General features: G+C 65.9%; 17 protein-coding genes and 2 tRNA genes. 10 read left to right on the forward strand and 9 right to left on the reverse strand.

Annotation, left to right across the window (positions count from 1 at the left end):
* The 4 genes from FV560_RS18305 to FV560_RS18315 all read right to left on the reverse strand — a co-directional run.
* Positions 1-612, reverse strand: a 612-nt coding sequence (locus FV560_RS18305; RefSeq protein WP_200837794.1) for a sulfatase-like hydrolase/transferase, incomplete at its 3' end; no start/stop codon positions are given.
* A gap of 46 nt (positions 613-658) precedes the next feature.
* Positions 659-865, reverse strand: a complete 207-nt coding sequence (locus tag FV560_RS20185; RefSeq protein WP_200837795.1) for a hypothetical protein — start codon at positions 863-865, stop codon at positions 659-661.
* A 45-nt stretch (positions 866-910) separates the two neighbouring features.
* Positions 911-2,251, reverse strand: a complete 1,341-nt coding sequence (locus tag FV560_RS18310) for a sulfatase-like hydrolase/transferase (protein WP_275401922.1) — start codon at positions 2,249-2,251, stop codon at positions 911-913.
* A gap of 17 nt (positions 2,252-2,268) precedes the next feature.
* Entirely contained in the window at positions 2,269-3,054 is a 786-nt protein-coding gene (locus FV560_RS18315) for an alpha/beta hydrolase (RefSeq protein ID WP_159623114.1), read from the reverse strand.
* A gap of 203 nt (positions 3,055-3,257) precedes the next feature.
* Here FV560_RS18315 and FV560_RS18320 point away from each other — a divergent pair, with 203 nt between their 5' ends.
* On the forward strand, positions 3,258-4,340 hold the full coding sequence (locus tag FV560_RS18320; protein ID WP_200837797.1) for an enolase C-terminal domain-like protein: 1,083 nt from the start codon (positions 3,258-3,260) through the stop codon (positions 4,338-4,340).
* A gap of 95 nt (positions 4,341-4,435) precedes the next feature.
* Here the strand turns inward: FV560_RS18320 and FV560_RS18325 are convergent, their stop codons facing one another.
* Entirely contained in the window at positions 4,436-5,941 is a 1,506-nt protein-coding gene (locus FV560_RS18325) for a sulfatase family protein (RefSeq protein WP_159623116.1), read from the reverse strand.
* A 100-nt stretch (positions 5,942-6,041) separates the two neighbouring features.
* Here FV560_RS18325 and FV560_RS18330 point away from each other — a divergent pair, with 100 nt between their 5' ends.
* The 4 genes from FV560_RS18330 (at position 6,042) to FV560_RS18345 (ending at position 8,228) form a co-directional block, all read left to right on the forward strand.
* On the forward strand, positions 6,042-6,587 hold the full coding sequence (locus FV560_RS18330; protein ID WP_159623118.1) for a pyridoxamine 5'-phosphate oxidase family protein: 546 nt from the start codon (positions 6,042-6,044) through the stop codon (positions 6,585-6,587).
* Positions 6,588-6,796: 209 nt separating this feature from the next.
* Positions 6,797-7,294, forward strand: a complete 498-nt coding sequence (locus FV560_RS18335; RefSeq protein ID WP_159623120.1) for an FBP domain-containing protein — start codon at positions 6,797-6,799, stop codon at positions 7,292-7,294.
* A gap of 32 nt (positions 7,295-7,326) precedes the next feature.
* The gene (locus FV560_RS18340; RefSeq protein WP_159623122.1) at positions 7,327-7,794 is read left to right on the forward strand and encodes an XRE family transcriptional regulator; all 468 of its coding nucleotides are present in this window, start codon (positions 7,327-7,329) and stop codon (positions 7,792-7,794) included.
* Entirely contained in the window at positions 7,791-8,228 is a 438-nt protein-coding gene (locus FV560_RS18345; RefSeq protein WP_159623124.1) for a HepT-like ribonuclease domain-containing protein, read from the forward strand. The genes FV560_RS18340 and FV560_RS18345 overlap by 4 nt, the downstream gene beginning before the upstream one ends.
* 12 nt (positions 8,229-8,240) lie before the next feature.
* Here the strand turns inward: FV560_RS18345 and FV560_RS18350 are convergent, their stop codons facing one another.
* Entirely contained in the window at positions 8,241-10,139 is a 1,899-nt protein-coding gene (locus tag FV560_RS18350) for a substrate-binding domain-containing protein (RefSeq protein WP_159623126.1), read from the reverse strand.
* 226 nt (positions 10,140-10,365) lie between these two features.
* On the opposite strand from FV560_RS18350, the gene FV560_RS18355 reads away from it, so the two are divergent.
* From FV560_RS18355 to FV560_RS18370, 4 genes are read left to right on the forward strand one after another with little or no spacing between them, the layout of a single operon-like run.
* Entirely contained in the window at positions 10,366-11,844 is a 1,479-nt protein-coding gene (locus tag FV560_RS18355) for an ABC transporter substrate-binding protein (protein ID WP_159623128.1), read from the forward strand.
* Between the two features lies 1 nt (position 11,845).
* Positions 11,846-12,790 carry a carbohydrate ABC transporter permease gene (locus tag FV560_RS18360; protein WP_235020215.1) on the forward strand — a complete coding sequence of 315 codons (945 nt, stop codon included), beginning with the start codon at positions 11,846-11,848 and terminating at the stop codon, positions 12,788-12,790.
* Entirely contained in the window at positions 12,787-13,689 is a 903-nt protein-coding gene (locus tag FV560_RS18365; protein WP_159623130.1) for a carbohydrate ABC transporter permease, read from the forward strand. The genes FV560_RS18360 and FV560_RS18365 overlap by 4 nt, the downstream gene beginning before the upstream one ends.
* 54 nt (positions 13,690-13,743) lie before the next feature.
* Complete coding sequence (locus FV560_RS18370) at positions 13,744-15,186, forward strand: sulfatase-like hydrolase/transferase (protein ID WP_159623132.1); 1,443 nt, start codon at positions 13,744-13,746, stop codon at positions 15,184-15,186.
* A 75-nt stretch (positions 15,187-15,261) separates the two neighbouring features.
* Here the strand turns inward: FV560_RS18370 and FV560_RS18375 are convergent.
* Both FV560_RS18375 and FV560_RS18380 read right to left on the reverse strand, forming a co-directional pair.
* Positions 15,262-15,334 (reverse strand) — tRNA-Glu (locus FV560_RS18375).
* Positions 15,335-15,390: 56 nt separating this feature from the next.
* Positions 15,391-15,462: transfer RNA gene (locus tag FV560_RS18380), tRNA-Gln, on the reverse strand.
* 157 nt (positions 15,463-15,619) lie between these two features.
* Here FV560_RS18380 and FV560_RS18385 point away from each other — a divergent pair.
* Positions 15,620-15,898 carry an acylphosphatase gene (locus tag FV560_RS18385; protein WP_159623134.1) on the forward strand — a complete coding sequence of 93 codons (279 nt, stop codon included), beginning with the start codon at positions 15,620-15,622 and terminating at the stop codon, positions 15,896-15,898.
* A gap of 3 nt (positions 15,899-15,901) precedes the next feature.
* Here the strand turns inward: FV560_RS18385 and FV560_RS18390 are convergent, their stop codons facing one another.
* On the reverse strand, positions 15,902-16,912 hold the full coding sequence (locus FV560_RS18390) for a helix-turn-helix transcriptional regulator (protein ID WP_159623136.1): 1,011 nt from the start codon (positions 16,910-16,912) through the stop codon (positions 15,902-15,904).
* Positions 16,913-17,007 lie beyond the last annotated feature (95 nt).

Consider the following 17,007-nt stretch of genomic DNA (forward strand, 5'->3'; position numbering starts at 1 on the left):
CGGGTAGGTGTCCACCTCGTTCTGGTGGTGCGGCTCGATCAGGGAGCAGAACAGGAAGAACGGCCGCTCCTGCGCGGCGGGTGCTGCGCCGGCCGGTGGGGTGCTGTGATCGGCCACGAACCTGATCGCAGCGTCAAAGATCGCGTCCGATCGGTAGCCGGGCAACATCACCGGCTCACCGTCGTCGTCGAACATCACAGTCCGGTACGCATCGGAGGTGAACTCCAGCACGTTCGCCCCGAGCCAGGAATCATAGCCCCCACGCTGCTCCGGCGGCACCGGCTCGGTATCGGCCAGATGCCACTTGCCGATATAGCCGGTGGCGTAGCCGGCCTCGGCGAACGAGTGGGCAAGCGTGCGCGCCTGCCCCAGCGTGGTGCGGTTGCGGAAGCACCCCGACGCCGTCCCGTACTGTCCCGTCTGAATGGCCGCCCGGGCGGGGGCACAGACCGGGTTCGCGGTGAACGCCTGCGCCAGGTACGTCCCGCTGCTGGCGATGGCGTCGAACTCCGGGGTCAGACCGAGCGGGTTGCCGCCGGCTCCGGTGGTGTCCCAGCGCTGCTGGTCGGTGAAGACGACGATGACGTTCGGGCGGGTAAGTGCAGTAGGCACAGGGGCTTCCTTCCGGGTGACGGTCGACGGCGCGTGCGGTACTCGGTCAGGTCGAACTGCGTGCGGTGAAGGTCCACGACCGGCTGATCTCCCGCCATTCACCGTGGCGCGGGTGCTGGATCCGGTCGAAGAGCATCTCGGCCGCATCGGAGAAGTCGGCACCGTCATCCGGACCCATCGTGCTGAGAGTGGGACGGGTGACCTGTGCCTCGGGGATGCTGCCGGCACCGACGACAGCGACGTCGTTCCGCACGCGCCAGGGCGGCGGCTCCGCGTCGGGGACGGTCAGTCCCAGATCTCAATCGAAGCCTAGCTCAGCACGACGCACCCGGAATCTATCTACCGCACCCGCATACTCGCCATCCTGCAAATAGTTTCGCGTCTCACCTGGATCAGATTCAAGATCGAACAGCACTTCCGGACCTTCATGACCATAGTGCTGATACTTAAGGTGGTCACGCTTAATCATGATCCGATTGTCACGGAATTGCGAAACGACCTCATTGTCCCAATCTTCTGACCTCCCAGCCATCAACGGTACCATGCTTCGACTATCTAGTCCGTCCGGCACAGGAATCTCGGACAACTCACCGAGCGTCGCGTATAGGTCACATAGGCTAACGTTCTCTGCAACTCTCCTCGAGCGAAACCGGCGTGGCGAACGGATGAACAGTGGGACGCGCACGCTACCTTCGAAGAAGCGCTGCTTCTCCCACACGCCGTGCTCCCCGAGCATCTCGCCATGATCACTCGTGAAGACTACGGTCCACTCGTCGATATCTTGACCAGCTTCTTCGAGTTTGTCGAGAACTAATCCAAACAGTCGGTCCGCCGATTCGACCATCGAATAGTAGGCGGCAACGGCACGCACGATCTCACCGCGGTCCGCCTCGATTCCTTCCCGCACAACATGGCGATCACCGCCTAGGACTGGGTGATCAAACAGTTCCTGCTCACCATATGTCTCCACCCGCGGAATGTAGTAGTTGAGAAGGTCTGGATCCGCAAAGTACGGGTAGTGCGGTTGGACGAGGCTGACTTTGAGTAGTAGCGGGACGTCCGGCGTGGCGCGACCGTATCTTGCATCCAGGAAGTGCTCGTCCAGGTACTGGATTGCGCCTTGCACCGAGTACTCGTCCCTCCAGGAATAGGAGGAACGCCCAGGACGTGCACTCCGAACTTCCTGGGCTTGCGACCACTTGCTCGGCTTCGATCGGTGAGTCCGGGTCGACAGCTCCGAATCGCGGATGTGACGCGGGTCGACGTTGCTGTCCATACCCACGAGGTTCGTCCAGCCTTGCGCTTGGTCTACCCCGAGATGGTGCAACTTCCCGGCGGCTACAGTACGGTAGCCGAAGCGTGAGAAACGTCGAGCAAACGTCTCGTACCCGGGCTCGAGATCCTCCCCGTACCTCTCCACGCCACAGTTTCGCGGCAACTGTCCAGCCATCATGGCTTGCCGAGCGGGGATACAGATTGGTGCCGGCGTGTACGCAGAGTCGAAGATCACTGCGTCACGCGCAAGTGCGTCCAGGTGAGGAGTTCGGACAATCGGGTTGTGGGCAAAGCCCGCTAGATCGAACCGATGCTCGTCTGTCATCAAGAATAGAATGTTGGGGCGATCATTTTCGCGCAACACTCGACCTCCAGTTCAATTCAGCTGATGAATTTCCATGAGCGCAAGGCGTGTTCCATTTGACTCAAGGTGCGCAAATGGTACTGCTTGCCTGTGGAGCGTTCGTTGAAGAATCCGTGGGAGGCCCCGGGGTAAAGCACAACGGTTGCCTCACCCCCTTGATACTCGATCGCTTCGCAGAACTCAACGGAGTTACCATGGTGAACCGTCTCGTCTGCCGTTCCATGCATAACAAGTACGCGTAGTGACGCACCGTCAGACAGTTGGTGATATGGGGAATGGGAGCGCGCCTCACTCTCGTCAACGAACTTGTGAAAACCGAATCCACCAGGGAAACTTTCTGACGTGTTGGTGACTGGATTGAAAAGGATGAACGTATCTGGCCCCGCCCATTCTCGCCGCGATCCAAACATCCTCGACTCAAGTGCTAGGTGACCACCCGCTGAGCCGCCGATAGCCACGATTCTCTCGGAATCCCCGTTCCATCGATCGAGATGGCCGTGGATGAACTGCATCGATTCGACCGCGTCACGTGTCGCAAGGACGGGACCACGGCGGCGGTACTCAACGAGGATTCCGACCATGCCTAGCCGGGCGAGATGCTCTGCGTGGGTAGCGAACTGCTCACGCCTGCCCGCGTGCCATCCGCCCCCGTGATAGAAGACTGCGACAGCGCGCGGTTGAGCCTGCAGAGCCTCCGCGACATATACGCGCAGGTTGAGATCACGGCCTTCGTCTTCGCCGTACCGGACCCACTCGACCTCAACGTCGCGCACCATCGGTGCTCCACCACCCATCACTTCCATGCCCCCTCCTGCCTGCCCACCGTAGCGGCGGCATCCATACCGCCCCCCGATGGACCCAGATTGCCACCTCACCCGCTCGCCCGGTTGTCTGATAACCTGGCTAGTATGTCCTATCGGTTGAGTTCTGGTCAAGCGTGGCTGAGCGCCACAGCGCTATAGCCGAACGACTCCGATCGAGCTCGCCATCCAGGAGGAGCGCAGAGATGATGCGCATCACGAACATCACGGTCGATCTGGTCGACCTCGCCGCCGAACCACCGTTCCAATGGAGAACGGGTCTTCCAGGTTCAGAACCCGAGCTGGTCGGTGGCGTGCTACGCGTCTGGACGGCAGACGGCGTTGTGGGCGAGGCGCACACTCGCCGCGGCGTGATCGTGAAGGACATCGTGGAGCGACGCTTACGCGAGGAACTCATCGGGGCCAACGCTCTCAGCCGTGAATACCTCTGGCACCGGGTGTGGGAGCTCGACCGAGTTGAGGAGATCCCGATCTACGCCTTCGGACTCCTCGATCTGGCCCTCTGGGATCTGGCCGGCAAAGCAGCCGATCTCCCAGTTCATCGACTTCTCGGGACCTTCCGCGAGAGCATTCCCGCGTACGCCAGTACCATCACCTACAGCTCCGTTGAGGAGTACCTCGATGTCGCGGATCAGTGCCTGGAGCGCGGTTTCAAGGCGATCAAGCTGCACGCCTGGGGCGACGCGCGCAGAGACGCGCACCTCTGTCGACGCCTACGCGAGCACGTGGGCGACGATGTCGAGCTCATGTACGACGGATCCGCAGGGTTTGGCCTCTCCGACGCGGTCTACCTGGGCAAGGAGCTCTCCAACGCGGGCTTCCTCTGGTACGAGGAGCCCATGCGAGAGTTCAACGTCACCGCACATCGCTGGCTGTCCGAAGCCGTCGACGTTCCGCTACTAGTCGGAGAGACCAGCGATGGCGCCCACATGAACATGGCGGATTTCATTCACGCTGGCTGTGCGAGCTACGTACGCACCAGCGCGACATTCAAGGGTGGGATCACCGGGGCCATGCGGATCGCCCATCTCGCAGAATCGTTCCTGCTCAAGGCAGAGGTGCATGGCATGGGCATCGCTCATCAGCACCTGTGCATGGCGATCCCGAACACGACCTACTACGAGGCACTTGTCTGGGGGAACCCCATCCAGACCGGATCTGAGATCCGTGCCGACGGGACCGTCGCTGCACCAGACGAACCTGGCATCGGATGGAGCAGCGCTTCCACGGGAGACGATCGACCTCGCCAGAGTGCGGCGATTGCCTAACAATCCGCAGCATCACCAAGTCGCGATGGCGGCGCTCCCGAAGGAGCGCCGCCATCCTTTCTCGCGACCAGTCCGCAGATTGATGCGCTCTCGCGCTACGCCACGCTGATCCTCGGCATGGGCATCGGCTCCCGCCCCATCTCGGCCCACACGAACCGCAGCAGCAGATCGGACTTGATAGCCGCGTAGTCCGGGTCGTCCCACCGGTTGTGGAACTCCCCAGGGTCGTGCTCAAGATCGAACAATTCGCCGTACTCGCGGCCGTGGTAGACCGTGATCTTGTACCGGTCTTCGATGTAGGTTCGCAGGTTGACTGTGGTCGGCTCATGATGGAACTCGCACAACACGTGCTCACGTGCCGACTCCACCTCCCCCGACCAGACGGCCTTCTGGCTGACGCCGGTCATCTCGGCCGGCACGTCCTCACCGATCATGTCGAGCACCGTGGGGGCGAAGTCGACCAGGGACTGCAGCGCGGAGGTCTGCTGACCGCATGCGATGCCCGGACCGCGCGCCAGCAACGGCACGCGCAGTAGGTCCTCGTAGTGGAACGGTCCCTTCGCCTGCAGCCCATGCTGGCCGAACAGGTGCCCGTGGTCGGTACTGAACACCACGATCGTGTTCTCTGCCAGGCCGAGCCGGTCGAGTTCGTCCAGGATCTTGCCCACGTAGGCATCGAGCATGGTGACCATGCCGTAGTAGGTCGCGACCAGACGGCGTCGCTCACCCTCGTCCCGCAGGTGGGACTCGAACCCGTGGATCCGGTGGCCAGTCTCCTCCCACTCGCTAAAGTCCGGCTCCTCTGTCTGCACGAGTCCGAAATGCGGAGCATTGCGTTCGTGCTCCCCCTCCATCCCTTCTGGGATGGTGATCTCCTCCGGGTCATACATCTGGTCCCAGGGCTCAGGCACCAGATACGGCGGGTGCGGGTCGAAGAAGCTCGACCACAGGAAGAACGGCTCACCGGCCCGCTGATAGTCCTGCAACAGTGCATTCGTACGCTCGGCGATCCAGGTGTTGTAGTGCAGTTCCTCGGGGATCGGCCACGTGTGCTGGACCTCGTGGGGCATGCTCCCGGTCGGCGCCCGGAAGTACTGCTTCCAGTCCTCCCCGCACTTCTCGGTCAGCCAGACCCCGTAGTGCTGACCCACGTGCGCCTCAGCCGTGTGGTTGCGAGCCAGCTCGATGTGGTCGAAGCCGTAATACGGGCCGTGAAAGTTCCGCCAGTAGTCGAGGTCCTGCAGCAGCGGGTAGGCCTCCTGAGAGGGATACTCCTCGGTGCTTCGCAACGGTTGGAAGTGCGCTTTGCCGACCAACGCCGTCCGGTATCCCTGCTCGCTGAGGTGAGCACCGAGCGTGGGCTCCGACTCCGGCAGGCTCGTGCCCAGCGTCCACGCCCCGTGTTCGCTGGGGTACTTGCCCGTGATGAGGGACGCCCGCGTCGGCGTGCACGTCGGGTTCGGGCAGTACGCCCGCGAGAACGCCGTCCCCTCACGAACCAATCGATCCAGATTCGGTGTGTGGATCTCGGAGTTGAACGCCCCGATCGTGTCCCAGTGTTGCTGATCGCTGGTAATCAGGAGCACGTTCGGACGGCTCACAGTTCGACTCCTCGATGTCGACGACGTCACGTAGATTAAGTGTACGTGTCACCCAGTCACCCGACAAATATGCGCCCGTTCCATGGCCCACAATGTCTTCATGGCCACCCAGTACCCCGAGATCACCGACCGTCTCCAGCGCTTCATCGAGGCTCAACACCTCTACTTCGTCGGCACCGCCGCCCGCGAGGGCAGGGTCAACGTGTCCCCCAAGGGCCTGGACTCGTTGCGGATCGTCTCCCCGACCCAGGTGGTGTGGCTGAACGGCACCGGCAGCGGCAACGAGACCGCTGCGCACCTGCTGGACACCCCGCGGATGACGGTGATGTTCTGCTCCTTCGAACGCCAGCCGATGATCCTGAGGCTGTACGGCACCGCACGCGCCGTGCACGAACCGGACGAGGAATGGGACGAGCTCCACGGGCTCTTCCCGCCGATGCGCGGAGCCCGGAATATCTTCGTGCTCGACATCGACCTGGTGCAGACCTCCTGCGGGTTCGGGGTGCCGTTCTACGAGTTCGAGGGTGAACGGCCGCTGATGGACTCCTGGGCCGCGAAGAAGGGCGAGGACGGACTGGTCGAGTACCAGCAGACCAAGAACCGCGCCAGCATCGACGGCTTCCCGACGGGACTACCACCCGCCTGAAATCACCTGGTCCGCCCTGGTCACAGGCGGTTAGGCTGGCACGGCCACCACATGGGTGGCACCACGAGAGGATGCGCATGCGAGGGGAAGCCGAGGTGGCCGCCAGGGCCTGCTCCAGGCTGGCCTGCCCCCGCGCCCACCGCTGAGGATTTGATCCGGCGGTGACGGCGCGGCGCTGAGCCATGCCCACCGACTGGAGAAGACCCCTCATGAACCCCCTCACCGATAAGCAGATCCGTCGCGCCTTCGTCAACGCCACCCGCGGCGCAGCCAACCGAGCCGTACTCCCCGACCTCACGACCATCGACTGGGACCGGCTCGAGTACCTCGGCTGGCGCGACCCGAAGGCGCCCCTGAATGCCTATGTCGTGCTCGAGCTCGATGGCGAGCCCATCGCCATCCTGCTGCGCGCCCCGGAGAAGGGCGGCAAGCACCGCAAGGCCATGTGCGCCTGGTGCGAGGACATCGTGGCCGTCGACGATGTCAGCCTCTACGTGGCACCGCGTGCAGGCGCGGCCGGGCGCCGCGGCGACACCATCGGCACCCTGGTCTGCACCGACTTCACCTGCTCGAAGAACGTCCGACGGCGTCCCACCCGTACCGAAGCATCCTCACCTGAGGATCGTGCCCGGCTGATCGCCAGCCGGATCGCCGGCCTGCAGGAACGGTCGGCGCGGTTCGTGGCGGAGGTGTGCCGGACGCGCTGACCCGCCCATACCACGCGCGGTATCATGTGGGCATGAAGGAGGTCCCCGTCGAGCGCGCTCCGGCACTCATTCGCGCAGCCCGGACGGCTGCCGGCCTCTCTCAGGCTGAACTCGCCCGGCGTGCAGATCTGCGCCAGTCGCACATCGCCGCGATGGAGAGCGGGAGCCGGGCGGTCTCCGCGGAGATGCTGACCCGCGTGCTGCGTGCGGCTCGATACCGGCCATCGATCCCGCTGGAGGAGCACGCCGAGGAGATCATCCGTCTCGGTGCGTCCGAGGGCATCCACAACATCCGGGTGTTCGGCTCGACGGTGCGTGGCGAGGACCGGTTCACCTCCGATATCGACCTGCTGGTCGACGTCGACGAGGGTCGCAGCTACTTCGACATTGCGACGTTCATCAACGAGGTGGAGGACCTCACCGGTTTCCCGGTCGACGTGGTCGTCGACCGGGAAGCGCGCCCAGGCTTCCTCGAAGACACCGAACTGGTTCCGCTGTGACGTCAGAGCGCAACAAGCGGTTCACTCGTGTTGATCCGGTCACCGATGCCGAACCAGACGCCGTACATCCAGCACCGACACCCAGCGCACGGCAGAATTTCCTCGACGCAGTCGAGGAGATCACCCATGCGCTCGCTCTGGCGACCCCGCCCGGCGCGGGCGGGATCACCCGGCGCAGCCACGAGTACTACGCCGCGAACATGGCGATCATCCGGACCGCGGCACTTTTCGAAGAGGACTCGTTCGTTCCGTTCCATCGAAGTGTCCCGACATCGCAACGGCGCGCAATCGCCACCATGCGCAACATCGCCGCGCATGCGGGCTATCGACAGATGGACGACACCGTGCTGTGGGAAACCTTGACGAGCGACCTTCCCCGCCTGCTCAGCTCCCTACGTACGGCCGCCGAGCCGGAGCGGGACTCACCCCAGTAGCCGCACCGCCCATCACGGCGCGGACTCCCGGATCGCGAGCGTGTACGGCGCAGTCATCTGCACCGGCCCGCCCAGCTGCCCCTGCTGCCGGGACTCGATCTGCTCCAGCGCCCGCCGCGCGATGTGCGCCATATCCGGCGCGATCGAGGTGATGCTCGGGGTGCTGTAGGCCGCTTCCTTGGTGTTGTCGAAGCCCACCACCGCTACATCGTCCGGGATCCGCACCCCGTGGGTATGCAGGGCGCGCACCGCCCCGACCGCGAGATCGTCGTTGAAACACACCAGTCCGTCGAACTCGCCACCGCGCTCGATCAGCTCCGATACCGCCTCCTCAGCCGCGTCCCGATGCCAGATGCGGCTCGGGATCAACAGTTCCGGCTCGATCGGCACACCGGCCGCGTCGGCCGCGGCCCGGCAGCCACGCACACGCGCGTCGGACACATGCGAGGTGCCCACACCCAGCAGCGCCACCCGGCGCCGCCCGGAGGCCAGCAGGTGCTCCATCGCGGTGCGCGAGGCCTCCTCGTTGGAGATGGTGATGTGGTCGACCGTCGCACCGTCCACGTACTCCCCGATCAACACCAGCGGGCCGCCGGCGCGCACGTCCTGCAGGTCGGCACGGGTCATGCCCTGGGCGGCGATGATCACCCCGTCGGCCAGCCCGCGCGCGGCGGCCGCGATCTCCACCTCCCGGTCCCGGCGCCCCCGGGTGGTCTGGACCAGGATGCTGACGCCCCGCTCAGCCGCAGCATCGATGAGCTCCTCCGCAAGCTCCACGTAGTAGCTCACCCGCAGTTCCGGCACCGCAAGCACGACGGACCCGCGGCGCCCGGTGCGCAGGTGCCGGGCGGCCGTGTTCACCTGGTAGCCGAGAGCCGCGATCGCCTGCTCCACCCGCGAGCGCGTCTGCTCCCCCACCCGCTTAGCACCGGTGAGCACGTTCGAGACGGTCTTAATCGACACGCCGGCGTGGGCAGCGACCTCACGCATCGTCACCTGATTCGCACCGGAACTCGGCCCAGATGCCGGCCCGGACTCATGCAGCGAGTCATAAGTTCCCTGACTATTCTCCCGCACCGTCCAGACGAAGGAACCAAGCCCGTCGACGGCTGGCAGATCTCCGCCGTCGTGGGCGTGGCGGCCAAGCAGGACCGTGGCGACGGCCATCCATTCCTCGCCGTCAGCCGCCCGGTGCGCCTGGGGCGCGAGAACCCCCGGAGTGGCCACGAGCAGGAGATCACCGTGCGCGGTGGCAAACCGATCGAGGACACCCGGCCCCACGTGAACCTCCATCGCGGCACCGAGCCGGTCGCGCAGATCGAGCACCGTCTCTCGAACGCTGTCGGACTGATCGTCGACGACCCCATCGCCAGCGGCAAGCTCCTCGACATCACGGGGACGCAGCGCCATGACGCCTTCACCGCCTCCGACGGCGATACCCACCACCTCGACCGGCCCCACCTCCATGGCAGGGCTGGTGCGCAGCTCGAAGCGCCCACGCGGTAGCGGCCGGACTCGATGGGTGCGCCACGCGCGCGAGACGGTCGCTGCGCTCACACTGAGCCGATCGGCCAGTGCGCGCGAGGTCCAGCGTCCCTGCACCCCTTCACCCACCACCTCTTCCCAGGTGGCCGCGACGATGTCCCACGGTTCGGTGCGCGCGGGACGACCGGTCCGCGCCTGGTCGACCAGCCCGTCCACGCCCTCGGCCTCGTAGCGCCCCCGCCAGGTCAGCACACTCTGCCGGCTTACCCCGGCGCGGGCCGCGATCGCCGTGTTCGCACGTCCCTGTGCCGCCAGGAGCACGATCCGGGCTCGCTGCGCCAGAACGTCATCGCCCGTACTCAGCTCCTCGAGCCGTGTCCGGTCCCCCGGGCGCAACACCAGGGGCGGCGCAGGTCGACGCGACACCGGAACTCCTAACGTCTAACAATTACTGAACCAACACCGCGACACATTACCAGTGAGTCACGCCACTGACATCGCAACTTGCGCGGAACATCCTCGGTGAGCCACTCCGGTACGGGCGCAGATCCGTGAGTACTGAGCCAAAGTAGCCCCTCAGCATCCCATTGACCCACCTGAGGCGGCTGTGTATCGTCCCGGAAGTACAACGATGGACCGCAAAGGAGCTTCCATGAACCCCACACGACGCACGATGCTCGGCGCTTCAGCTGCGGCACTCACCGCGACTCTGGCGGCGTGCAGCCGCTCCTCTGACTCCCCGGACACGTCCGGCACGGGCTCCGGCACAGATGCCGCCCCCACCGGCACCTTGCAATGGTGGGATCACTTCGAACCCCTCGAGTCCGCCCTCACCGGACTGTTCGAGGACTTCGCCACCGCCGGTGGTGGCGAGGTGGAACGCACGGTCTACAACCCGAACGAGATGGGACAGGCCCTGCAGCTGGCCCTCGGCAGCGACCAGATGCCCGACGTGTTCAGCAACCTCACCGACATCCCCGCACCCGCCCTCGTCTCCCGCGAGTTGGTCGGCGCGGTCACCCTGGACTCGCAGGCCCAATCCGCCGCCGCCGACCTGCTCTTCGAGGGCATGCACACCTTTGACGGCGCGGTCTACTCGATCCCGCTGTTCTCTCACCAGCAACACTCCAGCCTCACCTGGTTCGACCTCGACCAGGTCGAGCGCGCCGGTGGCGACCCCGAGGCGATGACCATCACCTGGGAGGAGTTCCGCCGGCTGGCTCGCGCCATCACAGCGAACGGGGACATGCCGGCGTGGGTCGGCAATCTCGCGTTCACCGGCCGTCTCGAGGAGCAGATCGTCGATCTCGCTCAGGCGGCCGGGCGGCCGCTCGCGTTCAACACCGCCGGTGTCTCCGCGCCCGATGTCACCGACCCGGCCACCGGGGACTACGTCTTCAACTCCGAGGAGTTCATCGAAGCACTGGAGTTCCTCGCCTCCCTCATCGCGGACGGCGTCATGCTGGGCGCCTCCACCTCGCTGGACGCCCGGGACGCCCGCGCCCGCTGGGCGGCAGGAGACGCGGCGATCTTCTTCGACGGGCCCTGGAACCCCGGTGTGCTCTCCGGTCAGTTCCCCGACTTCCTCCCCCAGGTGTCGGTGACCAACCTGCCCTCCCCGGACGGCAACGGCTACACCGCCCGCGGACCGAGCTCGGGCCAGTTCTGGATGTCCGCTACCTCCGGCCACGTCGACGGCGTCGGCACACTGTTCTCGCTCCTGACCCGCCCGGAGTTCTCCACCGCGCTGGCCTCGAATATGGACCAGCCGCCGGTCGATCTCGCCGCCGTTGCGGACGCGGACGTCGATCCCACCTACACCCGCGCCATCGACATCTTCACCGACTGGTGCCGGCTCGCCCCCAGCCCGTTGGTGCGCAACCCCGCCGTCGGGGAGGTCATCGCACAGATGGAGGAGATCCGGCCGAGCCTCGGCGAGATCGTGCAGGGCTACCTCGGCGGGAACATCGACGACGCATCCGCGGCCCTGACCACCTTCAACGACGCGATCAGCGCCGAGCGCGACCGGGCGATCGACGCCGTCACCAGTGACGGCCTCGAGGTCTCGCTCGCGGACTGGGAGTTCAGCGGCTACGAACTGGGCACCGACTACGGGCCGGATCGGTACTGACGTGGCGACCACGCTCACCAGATCTGCACCACCACCCACCCCGCCACGGTCGGCTCGTGCCCGGCACGGCGGCTGGATCGCCCTGTTCGTCGCCCCCACGGTCGTCCTGTTCGGGCTGTACACGCTCTGGCCGAGCCTGTCGAGCGTCTTCTACTCGATGCTCGAGTGGCGGGGTCTGGGCACCGACAGGTCATTCATCGGCCTGAGCCACTATGAACGCGCCCTGGCCGACCCGCTCTTCTGGCGCTCGGTGGGCGTCACGATGGCGATCATCGCGGTCACCGTCCCGATCCGGGTGGCCATCGCACTCGTGCTGGCCATCATGCTGAACAACCCGCGTCTGCCACTCGCCCGCCTGCTGCGCACGGCCTTCTTCCTGCCAGTCGTCGCCACGACCGCCATCGTCGGGATCGTGATGGGGTTCGTGCTCGACCCCTCCGCCGGGCCGGTCAACACACTGCTAGAACTGCTCGGCCTCCCACCCGTCGACTTTCTCGGCAGCTCCGACACCGCCCTCGGCAGCGTGATGGCCGTCCACATCTGGAAGTGGATGGGCATCACGATGATCTACTGGCTGGCCGCCCTGCAGACCGTCCCGATGGATCTGTACGAAGCGGCGGAGATCGACGGTGCCGGCACCTGGCACAAGTTCCGGCACATCACCCTGCCGATGCTGACCCCCTTCGCCGTGATCATCACCCTGCTCACCGTGGTGGAGACCATGCAGGTCTTCGACCTCGTCCTCACCATGACCGGCGGCGGCCCGTTCTTCTCCACCCTCGTCACCGAGGTCTACATCTACGAGCAGGCCTTCACCTCGGCCAACCCGAACCTCGGGTACGCGGCCACGCTCGGTGTGCTCTTCGGAGTCCTCACCGTGATCGTCGTCGGCTCCCTGCTGCTGATCACCCGCCTCGTGCGCGGGCGGAAGGAGGTCACGGCATGACTTCCACACTCTCCCGCCCGACGGCGGAGCGAGCCTCACCTGCGAAAGGTACGGACCGCCGTCGCCTGCCTGTGTCCCGCAAGACCATGCGCTGGGTGCAGACGGCAATCCTCGTCGTCGTGGCGCTCATCTGGATCTACCCGCTGCTGTGGATCTTCGCGGCGTCGGTCAAGGACGCCACCGGCATCTTCGCCGGCGGCCTCTCGCTCCTGCCGGAGCAGTGGCACTGGGACAACTACTCGCGCGCATGGTCCGAGGCCGGGTTCTCGCGCTACATGATCAACACGGTGATCGTCACCGTGGCGACCGTCGCCATCGTGGTGGTGCGCTGCGCGGCAGCCGGGTACGTGATCGCCCGGTACCGGTTCCGCGGCCGGCGGCTGCTGATCGGCGTGCTCGCCGCCACGATGTTCATCCCGACCGGCCTGTTCATCGTGCCGGTGGTCGAACTCAGCGACGTGCTCGGGCTGCTGAACACCCACCTCGGGCTGATCCTCGCCCTCGCCGGTGGGGGTCACGTCGCGGCGGTGCTGCTCTACGCGGGCTTCTTCGCCCAGATCCCGAAGGAGCTGGAGGAGGCGGCCGTCGTGGACGGCGCCGGCTTCGCACGGACCTTCTTCCGCATCATGCTGCCGCTCTCCGGTCCGATCACAGCCACCGTGGTGGTACTGACGTTCCTGGCCACCTGGAACAACTTCTTCCTCCCGTTGGTGTTCACCTTCAGCGTGCCGGACAACCGCACGCTCGCCGTCGGGATGCTCGCGTTCGAGGGCACCAACTCCACCGACTGGTCCGGCTTGGCGGCCGCCGCCTCGCTGTCGCTGCTGCCGATCCTCGCGCTGTTCGTGCTCCTGCAGCGGCACTTCGTGGAAGGGATCGCCGGTGCCGTGAAGAGCTGATCCTCCCCCGTCCTTGCTGAGTCCGACCGTCTACGTCACACCGACCGGAGAACCATGACCCGCCCGAACATCCTGTTCATCAGCACCGACCAGCAGCGCTGGGACGCCCTCGGCGCCGCCGGGAACACCCACATCCGCACCCCGAACCTGGACCGGCTCGCCGCCCAGGGAGCACGCTTCACCAACTGCTACACCCAGTCCTCGGTGTGTGCCCCGTCCCGGGCCAGCCTGATGACCAGTAGGTACGTGCACAACCACGGGTTGTGGGCGAATGGCGTGGATATCGATCCGGGTGAGCAGCTCTTCACCCGCGCCCTCACCGACGCCGGCTATGACTGCGGACTGGTCGGCAAGTTCCATCTCGGTGCGGCGTTCGGGGGGCGCGTGGAGCCACGTATCGATGACGGGTTCCGGGTGTTCCGGTGGTCGCACGATCCGTACGTGCGCAGCGAGGCGAACCACTATCACCTGTGGCTGGAGGAGCACTTCCCCGGGGTGCTCGATGAGGCGATGGCCCGAGGCGGGGCGGCCGCCATCGACAATCTGCCCACCGAGCAGCACTACAGCCGGTGGATCGGCGAGGAGACGATCGAGTACCTCACCACCGGGCGGGAGAAGGACAAGCCGTTCTGCTTCGTGGTGAACTTCTTCGACCCGCACCACGGGTTCGGCTCGCCCTCGGACTACCGGGCCAGCTATGACGCGCAGTCTCTGCCGGCGCCGGTGACCTCGGACCTGAGCACCAAACCGGACATCTACACCGAAGCCTCGCAGCGGTCCTATGCCGGGCACGACACCGGCTTCGCCGAATGTACCGAGGAGGAGATCCAGGACATCATCGCCCACTACTACGCGATGGTCACCCTGATCGACGACGAGGTCGGCCGGATCCTCGACGCTCTCGACGCCGAGGGCCTGGCGGAGGACACGATCGTCATGTTCACCAGCGACCACGGGGAGATGCTCGGCGATCATCAGATGCTACTCAAGGGCCCGATGATGTTCGACTGCTCCGTCAAGGTGCCGCTGCTGGTGCGCTGGCCGGGGCAGATCCCGGAAGGGACCGTGCGCGAGGAGCTGGTGGAGTGGATCGACCTGGCGCCCACAGTGCTCGCCAGCGCCGGCGTGGATCCACTGCCGCGACAGCAGGGACGCGACCTGGCCCCGCTGTGGAATGACGGGCAAGGCGGCTCGACATGGGAGGACCGGGACTGGGTGCTCTCGGAGTACCGGAACAGCTGCTGGCCCTACGACCCGCCCGTGCACACGACCATGGTGCGCCAGGGCAGCTGGAAGATTGTCGTCCATCACGGGCCACCGGCGACTACCCGCTCGCGCGACGGCGAACTATACGACCTGGCGGCCGATCCACATGAGCAGATCAACCTCTGGCACGACCCGGAGGCGGCCGGGCGTCGGCTCGAGATGGAGCGCACGGTGCTGGATGTGCTGGTGGCCACCGAAGAACGCTCCCGGGTCCGGCACGCCGCCTTCTGAGGGCTGGCCTCAGCCACACCCCCTGCCGAGCGCACGCAGAAGGCCCCCGCTCGATGAGCGGGGGCCTTCATGTTGTAGCCCCGACCGGATTCGAACCGGCGCTACCGCCTTGAGAGGGCGGCGTCCTAGGCCACTAGACGACGGGGCCGAGCAAACAAAGAGAATCGTACCGGACTCCGGGGAGTGACCCGGGACGATTCTCCGCTGGGGTACCAGGACTCGAACCTAGACTAACTGTACCAGAAACAGTCGTGCTGCCGATTACACCATACCCCATGGTGTCAAGGCCTTCACATTCCGAGTGTTCTCACACATACTCTGAGGACCCGTAGCGCGAACGCCGTACCGACGTGAAACTGTACCGGAACTCGGTGCTCGCACCCAAACTCGCGCACGTGGGCGAGGTCACACGGCCCTAGTCCATCATGGAACCATGGCTGAGCGCATCGCACGACATGTTCTGGTCTCCGGCCGCGTGCAGGGCGTGGCCTTCCGGGCCCACTCCCGCCGACGCGCCGAGAGGCTCGGGGTAGCAGGCTGGGTGCGAAACCTGGGCGACGGCCGGGTCGAAGCCTGGGTGGAAGGCCCACCGGACGCCGTCGGGGGAATGCTGGACTGGCTCGAAACCGGGCCCGGGGGCGCAGTGGTCACGGAACGGTCGGTCCAGGACGAGCAGCCGGCCGGCCACACCTCCTTCGAGATCCGGCGCTGAGCACTACCGCACCACCTCCGACGCCGCCCCGCCAGTGTCCGCGCCCACTGCCGTCGCCAGCCGGCCGGCGATCACCCGGCAGGAGGCGACGAACTCAGGTGGGCCGAGGATGTGGAACTCGGTGTCCAACTCGAGCAGATAGCCGAGAAACGCGTCCGCATCGTCCCACCCCGCTCGCAGGATGCTCCACCTCCCCTGTTCACCGTTCGGCGGTGCCGGATCGTCCTCGAGTTGACCGGCGGTCGGTGCCACCCGGCCGGCGAGCTCGGCCGGCGTGCCGCGCAGCCGCACGGTGATGTCGAACCGATAGGGCGACCGGGTGATCGCTTCCTGCACGTACGCTGCGGCATCGGCTGCCGGGAGCGTTCGTGGCACGAACTTCCCACGCTCGGACGGTAAGGAGCGGACCCGGTCGATGCGGAAGGTTCGCCAGTCCTCGCGGGTACAGTCCCAGGCCACCAGATACCAGCGCTGCCCGGCATCCACCAGATGGTAGGGCTCCACCACGCGCCGGGTCCGTGCACCGTCGGCGCGCTCGTACTCGAAGGACAACTGCCGGCGCGCACCGATGGCCGCCGAGATCTCGGTCAGGAAGGACGGATCGACCGCGTCAGCCGCCGCACCGAGTCGGGTGACGGAGGACTTCAGCGATGCGAAACGGGTGCGTAGGCGCGCGGGCAGCACCTGCTCCAACTTCGCCAACGCTCGCACCGAGCTCTCCGACACTCCCGAAACCGGGCTCGCCGCCACAGCGGACAAGCCCAACGCGACCGCGAGCGCCTCATCATCCTCGAGCAGCAGCGGGGGCAGACGGCCACCCGCACCCAGCTGGTACCCGCCTGCCACCCCGGCCGCTGCCCGGATCGGATAGCCCAACTCGCGAAGCTTGTCGATGTCGCGGCGCACCGTACGGTCGGTGACGCCGAGACGCGCGGCAAGCGCCGCACCGGTCCACTCACGGCGGATCTGCAGCAGCCCCAGCAGTTGCAGTAGTCGTGCGCTGGACGAGATCACACCGCCATCGTAAATCCATGTCTAGGACCGAATCTGTCCTAGAAGCCCGGAACACTGGTCACATCAGGAAGATCCACCGGCGATGGGCAGGAAGA

Source organism: Ruania rhizosphaerae (assembly GCF_009805705.1).
Lineage (GTDB): Bacteria > Actinomycetota > Actinomycetes > Actinomycetales > Beutenbergiaceae > Ruania > Ruania rhizosphaerae.